Origin of the sequence: Streptomyces sp. NBC_00212 (genome assembly GCF_045206365.1) — a bacterium.
GTDB lineage: Bacteria > Actinomycetota > Actinomycetes > Streptomycetales > Streptomycetaceae > Streptomyces.
Genome location: NZ_CP108116.1, coordinates 396702 through 409796, shown reverse-complemented (window position 1 = coordinate 409796; position 13095 = coordinate 396702). Strand labels below are relative to the sequence as shown.

14 protein-coding genes are annotated in these 13095 nt (G+C 70.0%); 8 read left to right on the top strand and 6 right to left on the bottom strand.

Translation table 11 applies throughout. The features are described 5' to 3' along the window. Positions 1–12 precede the first annotated feature (12 nt). Positions 13–633, top strand: a complete 621-nt coding sequence (locus tag OHA17_RS41600) for a 2'-5' RNA ligase family protein (RefSeq protein ID WP_331721538.1) — start codon at positions 13–15, stop codon at positions 631–633. Positions 634–744: 111 nt separating this feature from the next. Beyond that, positions 745–1368 (top strand): hypothetical protein, encoded by a 624-nt coding sequence (locus OHA17_RS41595; RefSeq protein ID WP_406510991.1) that lies wholly within the window; start codon positions 745–747, stop codon positions 1366–1368. Positions 1369–1444: 76 nt separating this feature from the next. Here the strand turns inward: OHA17_RS41595 and OHA17_RS41590 are convergent, their stop codons facing one another. The 3 genes from OHA17_RS41590 to OHA17_RS41580 all read right to left on the bottom strand — a co-directional run bounded on the left by OHA17_RS41590 (position 1445) and on the right by OHA17_RS41580 (position 2741). Then, positions 1445–1834 carry a hypothetical protein gene (locus OHA17_RS41590; RefSeq protein ID WP_331721536.1) on the bottom strand — a complete coding sequence of 130 codons (390 nt, stop codon included), beginning with the start codon at positions 1832–1834 and terminating at the stop codon, positions 1445–1447. Positions 1835–2115: 281 nt separating this feature from the next. Next, positions 2116–2529 carry a DUF6415 family natural product biosynthesis protein gene (locus OHA17_RS41585; protein WP_331721535.1) on the bottom strand — a complete coding sequence of 138 codons (414 nt, stop codon included), beginning with the start codon at positions 2527–2529 and terminating at the stop codon, positions 2116–2118. Further along, positions 2526–2741 carry a hypothetical protein gene (locus OHA17_RS41580; protein ID WP_331721534.1) on the bottom strand — a complete coding sequence of 72 codons (216 nt, stop codon included), beginning with the start codon at positions 2739–2741 and terminating at the stop codon, positions 2526–2528. The genes OHA17_RS41585 and OHA17_RS41580 overlap by 4 nt, the downstream gene beginning before the upstream one ends. A gap of 174 nt (positions 2742–2915) precedes the next feature. On the opposite strand from OHA17_RS41580, the gene OHA17_RS41575 reads away from it, so the two are divergent. Continuing rightward, positions 2916–3686 (top strand): GntR family transcriptional regulator, encoded by a 771-nt coding sequence (locus tag OHA17_RS41575; protein ID WP_331721533.1) that lies wholly within the window; start codon positions 2916–2918, stop codon positions 3684–3686. Between the two features lie 138 nt (positions 3687–3824). On the opposite strand, the gene OHA17_RS41570 is transcribed toward OHA17_RS41575, so the two are convergent. After that, positions 3825–4394, bottom strand: a complete 570-nt coding sequence (locus OHA17_RS41570) for a Uma2 family endonuclease (RefSeq protein ID WP_331721532.1) — start codon at positions 4392–4394, stop codon at positions 3825–3827. A gap of 98 nt (positions 4395–4492) precedes the next feature. Next, a complete protein-coding gene (locus tag OHA17_RS41565) occupies positions 4493–4909 on the bottom strand; it encodes a DUF4357 domain-containing protein (RefSeq protein ID WP_331721531.1) in 417 nt (138 codons plus the stop codon). A gap of 294 nt (positions 4910–5203) precedes the next feature. On the opposite strand from OHA17_RS41565, the gene OHA17_RS41560 reads away from it, so the two are divergent. Then, entirely contained in the window at positions 5204–7057 is a 1854-nt protein-coding gene (locus OHA17_RS41560; protein ID WP_331721530.1) for a zeta toxin family protein, read from the top strand. Here the strand turns inward: OHA17_RS41560 and OHA17_RS41555 are convergent. Then, the gene (locus OHA17_RS41555; RefSeq protein WP_406510990.1) at positions 7021–7266 is read right to left on the bottom strand and encodes a hypothetical protein; all 246 of its coding nucleotides are present in this window, start codon (positions 7264–7266) and stop codon (positions 7021–7023) included. The two genes, OHA17_RS41560 and OHA17_RS41555, sit on opposite strands and share 37 nt — an antisense overlap. A gap of 152 nt (positions 7267–7418) precedes the next feature. Here OHA17_RS41555 and OHA17_RS41550 point away from each other — a divergent pair, with 152 nt between their 5' ends. The 4 genes from OHA17_RS41550 to istB all read left to right on the top strand — a co-directional run bounded on the left by OHA17_RS41550 (position 7419) and on the right by istB (position 12991). Continuing rightward, the gene (locus OHA17_RS41550; RefSeq protein WP_331721528.1) at positions 7419–10106 is read left to right on the top strand and encodes an ATP/GTP-binding protein; all 2688 of its coding nucleotides are present in this window, start codon (positions 7419–7421) and stop codon (positions 10104–10106) included. A 63-nt stretch (positions 10107–10169) separates the two neighbouring features. After that, entirely contained in the window at positions 10170–10334 is a 165-nt protein-coding gene (locus OHA17_RS41545) for a hypothetical protein (RefSeq protein ID WP_331721527.1), read from the top strand. A 465-nt stretch (positions 10335–10799) separates the two neighbouring features. Further along, positions 10800–12221: an IS21 family transposase gene (gene istA, locus OHA17_RS41540; RefSeq protein ID WP_331721526.1), complete on the top strand. Its 1422-nt coding sequence runs from the start codon at positions 10800–10802 to the stop codon at positions 12219–12221. Next, entirely contained in the window at positions 12218–12991 is a 774-nt protein-coding gene (gene istB / locus OHA17_RS41535; RefSeq protein ID WP_331721525.1) for an IS21-like element helper ATPase IstB, read from the top strand. Before istA ends, istB begins: the two co-directional genes overlap by 4 nt. Positions 12992–13095 lie beyond the last annotated feature (104 nt).

Genomic DNA, 13095 nt, shown 5'->3' with positions numbered 1-13095 from the left:
GGATTCCGGGTTATGACGACAGCACCCGAGCGCATGCGGGATCACTGGTACTGGCGTCCCGGTTGGGACGTGGGCCGCCGCTTCTACACCTGGCACCTCACCTTCGACGGCCAAGAGGCCGTCCACCGCTTCGCCGCCGCCTACCGCACCGTGCTCGAACCGGTCGGCGGCCTCGACCTCGTCCCGGACCGCTGGCTCCACCTCACCATGCAGGGCATCGGATTCGTCGGCGAGGTCGACGAACAGGTCGCGCTCGACATCGCCGCGGCCGCCAAGGCCCGGCTCGCCGACGTACCCGCCTTCGACTTCACGCTGCACGCGCCGGTCGTCGACCCGGAAGCCATCCTGGTGCCGGTCCAGCCCGACGGGCCCGTCCGGGCCGTCCGCGACGCCATCCGCGCGGCGATCGGCGACGTCCTGCCCGAAGTCCCCGAACGCGCCGAGGGCTTCAAGCCCCACGTCTCCCTCGGCTACAGCAACAGCACCGGCCCGGCCGCACCGTTCACCACCGCCCTCGACGGCGCCGCCGTCACGCCGGCCCACGGCCGGATCACGCAGGCCGAACTGATCATCATCCACCGCGACCACCGCATGTACGAATGGGAGCCCCTCACAACGGCGCCCCTCGGCTGACCGGAAGCGGAGCACGACGCCTGCCACCTGCTGCGCGCACGTCTCGCGCAGGAGGCGAGGATCGTGGAGGGCAGTCTCAACGGGGGTACCGCCCCTGCCTATGCTGCCGCCATGGGACTGGACCTCACGCTGTGCATGGCCGACTGGGGGCGGCTGCGCGAGATCCCCGTCGAGGACCGCATCCGGGCACTGGACGAGGCGATCTGGCCGACAGGTCTCGGCTACGACGACTACAGCGCACTCGGGTTGGCCGAGGGCTGGGTGTGGCCCTCGGGACAGGATCCGGCGTGGTGCGCCGAGTACCGCTTCTTCTGCACCAACGGCTCCTACGAACCGCAGTCCCGCGCAGGCGACGGCTGGGACGACATGCGGACGCTCGTCGACATCCCCCTGCGCGAGACAATGGACCGCTTCCTGAGCGGCCTGATCTGGAACGAGGACCCGGCCAACGACCCCGCCCTGACCGGCGCCGGGGGCTTCTTCCCGCCCGCCACCGACCCCCGGCGGCCCCGTCTCCTCCTCGTCTGCCCGCCCGAAGCAGCACCCGGCAAGGCCCGCGCCTGGGAACGGGCGGCGCCACGCCTCGAGCAACTGCGCAGGCCGTTCACCGCGGAATGCGAGGGCTGGGCCGGACGCCCCAACACCTTCGAGGAGTTCACCACCCTCCTCCATGAATGGGGCGACGTGGTCACCGAGACCGCCCGCCGCGGCTGGGGCCTGGTCGGCCTGCCGTAAGAGCCCATCTTGTGGCAAGGATTTTGATCGCGGCGAGTGCCAGTCCCGTGGTGAGCGGGCTGCATCGTGCTGCCCGTCAGATCGGGCCCCATCCGGCTTCAACTGCCAGGGCGGGCCAGGTCAGGTACACGGTGTGCCCGGGAGTCAGCGATGCCGTCGCCGGTTGCTCGGGATGCAGGTTGGCCCAGAGCCGGCCCCGTAAGTCGGCACGGATCCGCTCCGCCTCCCAGACACCCAATTCCTTCGCGAAGGTCTTGAAGGTCCGTCCTGCGGCCGTCGACCACAGCAGCGCCATCACATCGTCCGGAAGCTGCCCGGGGTGCGGGGGTTCGGGCAGGTCGACCAGGTGGTGGCGTAACGCGAGCGCAACAAGACCGGCTCGCGTGGTCTGATGCCCCACCCGCTTGATCAACTTACGGACGCACCACGACACTTCGTCAGCTCCCGCGCCGAGTGCCTTGGCCATGGAGCTGTCGGTCCCGCCGACGACCAAGAGTTTCAGGACTGCCCGTTCCGGCGTGGCGAGAACCTTGAGGCCCGCGGGGCAATCGCCATCGAGGATTCCAGGCGGTATGACCCTGCTCGGAGCCGGACGGTCAGTGTCGGTCGGCGCACCTGTGGATCCGCTACGGGTTCGCCGCGCAGCGTGGGTGGTGAGTGCCTGATGTGCGGTGTGGCTGCTGATGACGCGCTGCTCAGCGACGGCGGGTGCGCTGGTGTCTGCCTTGGCCCCTTCTGCGTATGCGCTCACTGCAGGCCTGCCGGTTCGTCAGCAACCAGGCCGAGGAGTGTGCGGCACTGGCGGGCGAGGTCGCACACCGCGCCGTGGGCGAGTTCGGGGTCGCCGGGCAGACCTGCCGCGGCTTTGTCCCGGATGAAGAGGAGGGCGAGCGTGGCGAGTTCTGCGTACGGGGTGCCCGCGTGAGGCTCGGACTCGATGCGTTCGGCCATGGTGGCGGTCAGCAGGCTCAGATGCTCGCGCAGGCGCTCGTGCCAGCGGGTGCTCGTCTCCCGGGAGGGCACACGGGAGCGGGGTTCCAGGATGGTGGCGATCGTCGCGGTGATCTCGACGGCGTCCAGCAGCACCGGTGTCTCGCCCTCGTGGCCAGCCGTGATGCAGGCGTGCTGCGGGGTCTTTGCGGGAGAGCCGGGAAGGGTCACGGTTCGTTCCTCCGGTCGACCTCGACCCATAAGACCGACTTCTTGGTGTCGCCGGTCAGGTCGTGTCCGAAGCGGACGGCCGCGTTGGTGAGGGTGGCGAGCAGCCTGGTGTGGGCTGTCTCGCTCAGGCCGTCGGGCACGTCGGCCTCTATGCGGATCAGGTCGGGGGTCTCGTCGGTGCGGGGGGTCGCGCCGAGCTCGGCTTTCAGCATCGAAGCGAGCGCGGTGGCCGCGGTCCTCGCCGACGAGTTCACAGGTCCCCCCACACGCGGTCGATCACGTAATGTAGCGCTAATGCATTAGTTTGTTCCTAATGCATTAGCTTGTCAACCGGGATGCCAGTAACCGCCCCACCACCGTCGTTCCGAGCAGTACGGAGATCCCGCATGGTCCCCGACGAGCCGCCGCCCTATCAGAAGGTCGCCGACGATCTGCGCCGCAGGCTGGCCGTCGGGGAATGGGCCGTCGGCGACAAGCTGCCCTCCCGCGCCCAGCTCGCCGCCCACTACAAAGTCGGCCCCAACGTCCTTCAGAAGGCGCAGGAACGGCTGATCATCGAAGGGCTTCTTGAGGGCCGGGCGGGCGTCGGCACCTACGTGCGGGTGCCGCGCGAGCGGCGGCGCCTGGTCCGCTCCCTCCACCGGGAACGGCGTGGGGTCAGCCCGTTCGAGGCCGACATGGCCGAGCTGGGCATCAACGGCAGTTGGGATGCCCACTCACAAGCCCGTACCCCTGCTCCGGACGAGGTCGCGCAGCGGCTCGGCATCGCCCCGGGGGACCTCTGCGTGCGCACCGCCTACGAGTTCCTCGCCGACGGCCGGCCCGTGCACACCTCCGTCAGCTGGGAGCCCATGGCGATCACCGGTGATACGCCGGTATTGCTGCCGGAGATGGGCCCGATGGCCGGCAAGGGGGTGGTCGAGCGGATGCAGTCCATCGGGATCACCGTCGATGAAACGGTAGAAGTTCCCCGGCCCGCCCGTGCCACGCAGACGCAGGCCAACCTGCTCGGCATCAGCCTCGGCGACCTCGTCCTGGTCATCGAGCGCACCTACTACGACACCGACGGCCGCCCCGTGGAAACCGCCGACATCGTCGTCCCTGACGTCCGATGGGAAGTCGCCTACGAGTACGGCGTCCAGCCCCGCACCGAGTAGTTCCGCTCGACGGGCATCGTCGCTTCGAGGCCTGCGGGAACTGGGGACCCCTGTCAGCGGCTCCTGGCCCGCGGTGCCGTGCCCACGCAGCCGACTGGGCGGGCGCACCCAGGGATCGGTGGAAGTGCCCGCCGGTTGCTATTGCCGGGCGAGCCCGGCGGGGTCAATCTCGAAGGGGAACGGGGCCTCGGTCCGGGTCACGGTCCCGGGGAGCGCGATGGTGGCTTCCGTGTACCGGCCGCTGTCCAGTTCGCTGATGATCAGGCGGGGGGCCGGGTCGAATTCCAGGCGCCAATAGTGAGGGATCGCGGCCTCGGCGTACAGCAGCGGCTTGAATTTGCGGTCCATGGTCTTGTTGCCGGGCGAGACCAGCTCGACCACCAGCTGCACGGCCTCGGCGTCGACACTGACGCCGTCCTCGACAGTCGCGTCTTTGTCGGCGACCACGATGTCCGGCACTACCAGACCGCTGGGCAGTGTCACGTTGACGGCTTCCAGGACCTCGACCGGCGCGCCGGCGGCATGGGCTGCGGCCTCCAGGAGGTTCGCGAGGCGACGGCTGGCCCTCTGGTGGCGCAGGCCGGGCGCGGGGGACATCACGAGTGACTCCCCGAGCAGTTCGTAGCGCACGGTGCGGTCTTCGGGCAGGGCCAGGACGTCGGCGACGGTCCAGGGCCCGTTGTGGTGCGTGAAGCTGGCAACGCTCATCCTTCCACCTCCTCATCGCGTGGCATTGACCAGTGTGGCCTGCCAGGCGGCTGATGTCTTGGGGCAATTCCGCGGTCCGCCGGGTGGCGGTGTCCGGTTCAGCCGCCGTGGCGGCCCTGGGCCAGGTCGCGTCGCAGGTCGTCCAGGGTGCGGCCGTCCGGCAGGTGCCACAGGGTCCAGCCGTTGATGACATTGCCGGTGATGGCCTCGGCGGCCTTGGACGGGGAGGGGAACACGGCGGCTTGGCCGTCGACGATGAGCTGGCCGTCGCCCGTGACCACAGCGCGGCCCTGGCGGCCTGCCCGTCGCTGGTGGAACGTGAGGATGGCGCCCTCGGTGAGCAGTCCCGCCTTCATGAGGTCCGCGAGCGGTCCGTGCGGGATCACGGGCGCCGCAGGGGAGTCGTTCCGGTCTCCTCCGCCCAGGGAGAGCGTGACGTGGACGGTGTCGTCTCCGCCGGCCTTGACGAGGTGTGCGAGCACGGCGGGATCGAAGTGGATGCTGAGTGTGGGCATGCGCGTCTCCCGGTTCGGCGAGGGTCGGTGACCGGCCCTGTCCTCTGCGGTCTGCTTCTAACCACAGATGTCGAGAGCTTACATCAGCTTCACTCCCGAGTGGTACAGCAGTGGACTTGGTCCGACTGCCTGCCGGATGCGCCTCCGGCACCTCCCCCCCTCTACCTGGTCCTCGCCTAATGCCGTGTGGCCCGTGAGGCAGGGCACTGCGTGCGGTCGGGAATACCGCCGGAGTGATGTAAGTTCTCCTTAACTGCTTACAGAACGAGAAATGTCGAGTGGTTGGGGGCTGGGATGAGCGCCGAGGCAGCGGCACCGAGGGTGGTTGCCGAGCACGAGCACCAGGAGATTCTTGGCACCCGGATCCTGCCGGAGTGGACGCGGGGCGCGGTCCGGCAGCAGCGTCCGGTGGTCGTGTTCGTCGCTGGGCAGGGCGGCAGCGGCAAGAGCTTGGTGATGGATCTGGTGTGCGCGGGCCTGGCGCGGCGCGGGGGCGCGGTGCGGGTGGACCGGGACGCATACAAGGACGTCCATCCGCACTACCCCGGCTTCCTGGCGGAGGATGTGCGCACAGCCGGGTTGCGCGTGCGGCCCGAGACCTATCGGTGGCAGGCAGAGGTCGAAGCTCACGCCCGGGCAGCCCGGTACGACGTGGTGGTGGAAGAGGCCCTTCCCGATCCGGCCGCATGGCGAGCCTCGGCGGCCGCCTACCGCCAGGCCGGGTATTCCATCGAGTTCGTGGCGCTGGCCGTGCCCGAAGCGGTCAGCCAGCTGGGGCTGTTGGACCGGTATCTGCGGCTCGCCGACGAGGGACCGGGCCCCCGGTACGTGTCATGGGAGAACCACGATGCCTGCGCGGCGGCGCTGCCGTCCGTCCTCGCGGACGTCGAGGCCGAGCGTCTGGCCGACCGGGTCGTCGTCGTCCGGCGCGGCGCCGAGGTCGTCTACACCAATCAACTCGGCCACGGCGGACAGTGGATCCGCCCGGCGGGGGCGCGTGAGGCGCTGCTCGCCGAACGGGCTCGTCCCTGGGACGCGGCGCAGACCGGCGTGTTCCGCCAGCAGCTCGCGGACGCCGACCGGCGTGCCCACGATCCGAGGCTGCCGCAGGACTGGGCGCTGGCGGTGCGGGGCAATGCGGAGCGCGCGGCCGCGCTCGCCGAACCTGTCCGGCGTATCGCGCAGCCGCGGCGCGAGGCGCCCGGGGTGGACTACCACCGCCTGTCCGCCGACGAACACGCGTGGATCTTCGATGAGTTGATCGTTCCGAACTACCTGAGCGACATCACCCCGCAGGACGCGCCGGTCGCCTTGTATGTGATGGGCGCGCAGGGCGCCGGCAAGTCCTACGCGGCCCGGGTGCTGCGCCGCGCGCTGCGCCTGCGCAGGCCCACTCGCATCGAGGGCGGCCTCTTCAAGTCGATGCACCCGGACTACGGGCAGCTCCTGCGCGAGCAGCCGCGCACTGCCTCGGCCCGGATCAGGGCCGATTACCGGGGATGGCAGGAGCGAGCCGAGGCCTATGTACGGGAGCGCCGGGGCGATCTGCTGATCGAGATTGCCCCGGACAGCGTCGGCCACTTCCTCAACAGTGCGCGGCGCACCCGTCGTGCGGGCTACCGCGTGGAGCTGCTGGTGCTGGGGGTGCGGGCGGCGGACAGTCGGCTGGGCACCGCGACCCGGTGCGCCAGCCTGGCGCGCCTGGGTGTGGCCCCCCGGTTCACCGCGTCCGCCGCGCACGACGCGACGTTCGGCATCGTGGCCGACGTGGTCCGCGCGGCCGAGCACGATCCCGGCACGGTGGCTTCGATCTCGATCATCCGCAGGGACCTGGCCGCGGTGTACCGCAACGAGCGCGCCCCGGACGGGGCCTGGGTCCAGCCGCCCCGGGGCGGGCACGTCCTGGAGGCTGAGCAGCAGCGCCCGTACACGACGGCTGAAGCCGCCCAGTTCCTCGCCGCCCTGCGGGGCGTTCAGAGCGTGCTGCCGCAGTACCGGACGGATCTGGTCGAGATCGCGGCGCTGGCCTGGCCTTTGATGCCCGGCCATCTGCAGCCGCGCACGCTGGCCTCCACCGTCCCCCCGGCGCGGCTGCCCCTCTGCCGCTTCGGCTACTGGCCGTCCAGCTCCTTGGCGCGGGCCGCGTAGCGGGCCGCGATCTCGTCCGCTTCCTGCGGGCCGGCGCCGTTCAGGGCCTTCTGATCGGCGGCGCATGCCGCCAGCCTGTCCTGCAGCGTCTTGAGGCGCTCGGGGTCGGGCCGGTCAGCCCGCCGTTCCTTCATGATCTGTCCCGCGTACCAGGTGCTCACTACCTCGATCAGCTGCTCGGCTTCCTCGGGACTCAGGTGCTTTGACAAGGGGATGTCCTTCGTACGTCGGGGATGTGATGAGGCGTCATTGTCCCTGGCCGAGACGATGCGGCCTCCAGGGCCGCGTTGCGGAAAGAAGCCGCGCCGCCGGGCGGGGGCACATAGGTTGATACCGCTGATGATCATCTCTGGGGGAATCCGTGGCCGACGACCTGCGCGCGCTGTTCAGCTCCAACGACGCGGCGTCCTTCGACACCGACGAGGCGTTCACCAATCGCGGCCACCAGTGGGCGATCGTGGCGGCCGCCATCGAGGAGCATCTGCAACGCCTCGCCGACCCGGCGTTCGATGTCGAGGACCTGGAGCGGCCGCGCACCAACCTGGTGGTGTTCCACGGGGTGGGAGGTGTCGGCAAGTCCACGCTGATGCGCAAGCTGGACGCCGCACTCACCACGGATGAAGGCCGCCCGCCCCAGTGGGGCGCCCCTGCCTGGACGCGCCGGCTGCTGCCGATCCGGATCGACTTGGCCCGTTCCGCGTCGACCGGCGCGGACTTCGAGCGGGTGATCCTGACGATCCGTCTCGCGCTCGCCGGGGCGCTCGGGCGTGCGTTGCCCTCGTTCGACGTGGCGTTGCGCCAGTACTGGGAGCACACCCATCCCGGCGAGCCGCTGGATGAGTACATACGGCGCGGCGGCCTGGCGGGCAGGTTCTCGGCCATGCTGCCCCAGCAGATGCAGTCCGCGGTGAGCGAGGTCGCCGGCGCGCTGGAGCTGCCCGGTCTGGTGGGGTCCGCGGCCGGGCAGGTCACCGCGGCCCTTGTGAAGGCGTTGCGTGCGCGCCGCGAGCACGCGGTGGCCCTGGCCGGCGCCTCGCGTACCGCCGCCCTGCTGGAAGCCGCCCCCGACCTGGAGGCCCTCTCCTATTATTCGCACCTTATGGCCTGGGATCTCAGCCGTCTGCCCGCGAAGAAGAGCGTGGTCCCGGTCGTCCTGCTGGACACCTGGGAGGACACCGCCGACCGCCACCGCGATCTGGAGCGCCTGCTGCAGCGGCTGGTCTGGCTCCTGCCCAGCGCCCTCTTCGTGATCAGCGGCCGCAACCGGCTGCAGTGGGGCGATCCCGCGCTGCACGGCCAGCTCGACTGGACCGGCCCCTTCGCCTGGCCGGGCATCGATGCCCCGACTCCCTCGCCGGTGCCCCATGCCCGCACCACGGTTCCGGGAGGCCGGCAGCATCTGATCGGGGACCTGTCCGCCGAGGACTGCGACGCCCACCTCGCCCGCCGCCTGGTCAAGGACGGCCAGCCGCTCATCGGCGCCGACATCCGGGCGGTGATCACCGCCCGGTCCCACGGACTTCCGCTCCACCTCGACCTCGCCGTCAGCCGCTTCCTGGAGATCCGGCGCACCGGCCGCGCCCCCGTCCCCGCCGACTTCGACCACACCTTTCCCGGCCTCCTGGCCCGGGTGCTGTCCGACCTCACCCCGGAGGAACGGCACGTCCTGCGCAGCGTCTCGCTGCTCGACGCCTTCAACCTCGACCTCGCGACCCAAGCTTCCGGCTTCAGCCACCAGGCACCCGCCCGGCGCCTGGTCGACCGGCCGCTCGTCACCCACAACCCATACGCCCTGTGGCCCCACCACCTGCACGCCGCGATCCGCACCGCCGTCCACGACGACACCCACAGCGAGGACCGCTGGGCGCCGGCCGAATGGCACCAGGCGGCCGCCCGCGCCCTGGCCGCACTCGGCGACCAATGGCGGGGCGCCGCATCCCTCGGCCCCAGCCGCATGCTCCTCGTCGCGTGTCTGCGCCAGGCTCTGCGCCTGGCCCGCGACCACCGGCTGACCGACCTGGGCTGGCTCACCGACGCCGCCTTCGCCTACACCAGCGACTCGGTCTGGGAACCCCTCGCTCCGCCCCGCCCGGACGGAAACGATCCGGGACTGGACACCCCGGCCGACGCCCTGGCCGAGTTGCTCACCACGATCGCCCGCCGCCAGCGCGAGCACCGAGCACGGACCATCGACCGCCTCACCGCGGTCCTCGACACCCACGTGTTGCCCGCCGAACTCACCGAGATGGCCCTGTACTACCGCGCCAAGGCATACAAGGACCTCGACCGCACCGGCGACGCCCGTGCCGGGATGCAGGAAGTCGCCGACGCCGGCGGCCGGTTCGCCCCCCAGGCCCGCCGGGGCCTGGCCAACCTCGCCCGCATCGGCGGGGACTTCCCCACCGCCCTGGCCGCCGTCCCCACCCTGGGCTGGAAAGGCCGCCACCATCGTGTCCTCGGTGACATCCATTGGCCACACGGCAACATCGACGAGGCAATCACCGCCTTCGAAGCCGCACGCGCCGAGGCCGAGCAGCACGACGCCGCGGGCGAGCGCGCCATGGCACAGGTCCGCCTCGCCCTCGCGACCTCTTTCAGCGACCCCGTCCGGGCCGACGACGAACTCGCTCTCGCCCACCAGCTCCTCGACGGCCTCGACCAGCGCGCCAACACCCTCCTCGCCCAGATCGCCGCCCTGATCAAGGACGCCGGAACCGACCGCGACATCGTCGACCGGGCGCACGCCCTGCAGGCCGAGGCCACCACCGCCGGACTCCCCTACCTCACCCGGTACCTGGAGCTCGGCCTCGCCCTCCACCACGCGGTCCGCGGCACGGCAGTCGAGCTGGCCGCCACCATCGGCCGGCTCCATGACCTCACCGGCGGCGGTGACTTCGGCTTCTTCACCGACATCGCCCACTTCATGGCCGGTCTTCCGCTCCCCGAGCCCGGCTCCCAGACCCGGTGGCTCGACGACGAACCCGCCGTCCGCGAGCGGTGGCACGCGCTGCTCGCCGCCCGCCGCGCGTACTTGAACGCGCCGTCGTAGCGGGCCCTCACGCGATGCGCGGGGGCAACGAGTGGCGCCGAGTACCTCTGCGGGAGCCGGGCGATGTCCGAGGCGACTGACATGATCCGCTGCATGAACACCTCGACCACCGTCAGTTGGGCCACCAACCCGATATCCGCTGTCCGGCACGCGCAGACATTGCACAGCATCGACGCCTGTTGGACCCGAGACGCCGTGGAGCGCCTCGTGGACGCGCACCCGGACTAGAAGATCCGGCGGGAATTCTCCGAAGCCGCGGAGATCGCTGTGCGGGCAGGCCGCGGGACGTAGACCCTCAGACCCCGGCCGTGCAGAACACGCACGCCTCCGGTCCACGGATTCGTTGGCAGGCGCTCCTGCCGAAACAGTGGAATCCGCGCGAAGTTGACCGTGGCGGAGTTGGTTTCTTGCAACGTGTGTCGCCCACACCCGCCTCCTGGACGCAGCTTCAGCAAGATGATGCACGGGTTCCCGCGCACCGCGAGCCGAGAACCTGCGAACCCGCGTGCTTCGGCCGTAGACCTGGGGCTACCGGTGTCCGCGTACTAGCTGATCTACAGAGGCGGGTACGAGCTCATGTACACACTCGATCGGGTTGATCTTGGGCGTGTCGTACGCGGGTTGTGAGTACGGGGACTGCAGGCGGGACAGCCATCGCGCGAGGTGAGAGGAGGCGAAGGGTGTCCCGTCTCGATGATCCTGCACTCGGAGCGTTGGATGGATCTGCGCCGGTTCCGCGCTCTGCATGAAGCAGGGCTGAGTATCTCCGCTATCGCCCGGGAGACCGGGCTGAACTGGCGGACCGTGAAGAAGTACATCGAGGCTCCGCCGCCGGTGGTGCCTCCGAAGGGGCCGTCACGCAAGGGCTGTCACGGGCAGGTGATCGAGCCGTTCAAGCCGGTGATCGACGCCTGGCTGCGGGCCGACATCACGTTGAAGGGGACGGTGATCCACGAACGGCTCGTCGACCAGTATGGCTTCACCGGCAACTACCAGCGTGTGAAGCTGTATCTGCAGCAGGCTCGGCCGCAGGTGATGGTGGAGCTCGGGATCAGTCCCGATGAACTCACCGGTCTGCACCGCCGGTTCGAGGTGATCCCCGGGGCCCAGGCCCAGGTCGACTGGGGAGACGAAGGAGACGTCCTCGCCATGGCGGGGATCAAGAAGGTCTACTCCTTCCACATGGTCCTGTCCTACTCGCGGGACCCGTTCTGCTGCTTCACCACGTCGATGGACCTGGCGACGTTCTGGGACTGCCACCGGCGGGCGTTCGCGCACTTCGGCGGGGTCCCGAAGACGATCGTCTACGACCGGACCAAAACCGTCGTGCGCCGCCATGTTGCGCCGGGCGAGGCGGTCCCGCTGCACCCGGAGGCTGTCGCGTTCTCCGGGCACTACAACTTCGACATCGACGTCCTGGCCGCCTACCGGCCCCAGGGCAAAGGGCGGGTCGAGCGGCAGGTCACCATCGTTCGCGATCATGTGCTGGCCGGGCGGTCCTTCGGCTCGGTCATCGAGCTGGACGCGGCCTTCGTGAACTGGGTGCCGTTGCGGCGGGCCCGGGTCCACCGCACACACCTGGAGGTCATCGGCCTGCGGGCCGAGCGGGACCACGCCGCCCTGAGGCCGCTGCCGAAGCGGCCCTATCTCGTCGCGGACCGGCACCTGCGGCACGTCGGCAAGGACTGCCTGGTCGCCTTCGAGGCCAGCCTGTATTCGGTGCCGGCCCGGAGAGTCCGACCGAGGCAGCTGGTCGAGGTCAGGGTCGGCGGCGACACCATCTCCCTGCATCTGCTGGCGCCGGACCTGAGCGGGTCCACGCTGCTGGCCGTCCACCCGCGGGCGCATGCCCGCGGGAGCTGGGTCGTGGACGAGTCCCACTGGGACGGCCTGCCGGATGGCACGGGCCGTCGCACCACCACCCAGGTTCCCGACTTCGCCGTCCGGCCCCGGCAGGACGTCTCCTCCGACAGTCCGTTGCAGAACCTGCTCAACCGGTCTGCCGCCGCCCAAGTCCCGGTCGGGAAACGGCCGTTGTCGTTCTATGACGACATCGCAGGCACCCGGCCCAAGCCCCGTCCCCACATCGTCCCGGACTCGAAGGACACCGCGTGAGTGAACTGGTCACCGCCCGACTGCGGTCCACCGCCACCAAGCTCGGCCTGCCCCACACCGCCACCAGCCTGGAGCATCTGATCCAGCGGGCGGACGCCAGCAAGATGGGCTATCTCGACTTCCTCGACCTGGCGCTGTCCGAAGAGCTCGCCATCCGTGACGACCGCCGATTCCACACCGGACTGCGGCTCTCCCGCCTGCCGCACCACAAAACCCTGGACGAGTACGACTTCTCCTTCCAGCCCGACCTGGACCCCCGCAAGATCCGGGACCTGGCCACCTTGTCGTTCGTCGAGACGAAGACCAACGTCGCCCTGCTGGGACCGCCCGGCGTCGGCAAGACCCACATCGCCGTCGGCCTGGCCGTCGCGGCCTGCCGGGCCGGCTTCACCGTCTACTTCACCAGCCTCGACGACATGGTCCGCCAGCTCAAAGAAGCCGACTCCATCGGCCGCCTGCCCGCCAAGATGCGGCTCTACCAGCGGCCCGACGTCCTAGTGGTCGACGAGGTCGGCTACCTCCCGCTCGACCGCGACGAGGCCAACCTCGTCTTCCAACTCATCTCGAAACGCTACGAGAAGGGCTCGATCATCCTGACCTCGAACAAGACCTTCGGCGAGTGGGGCCAGGTCTTCGGCGACGAGGTCCTGGCCACCGCGATCCTCGACCGCCTCCTCCACCACTGCGAAGTCGTCTCGATCAACGGCAACAGCTACCGGCTCCGCAACAAGCTCTTCGCGATCGACGGCGGCGACGCAGCCACCGCCTGAACCCGCGGCTTCACCCCACACGGCCGGGTCGAGGGCTGACGCCCTCGACCCGGCCAAAACTTCGTACACACCTCTGCATTTGAGCCCGTACTTCGCTCTGCAGA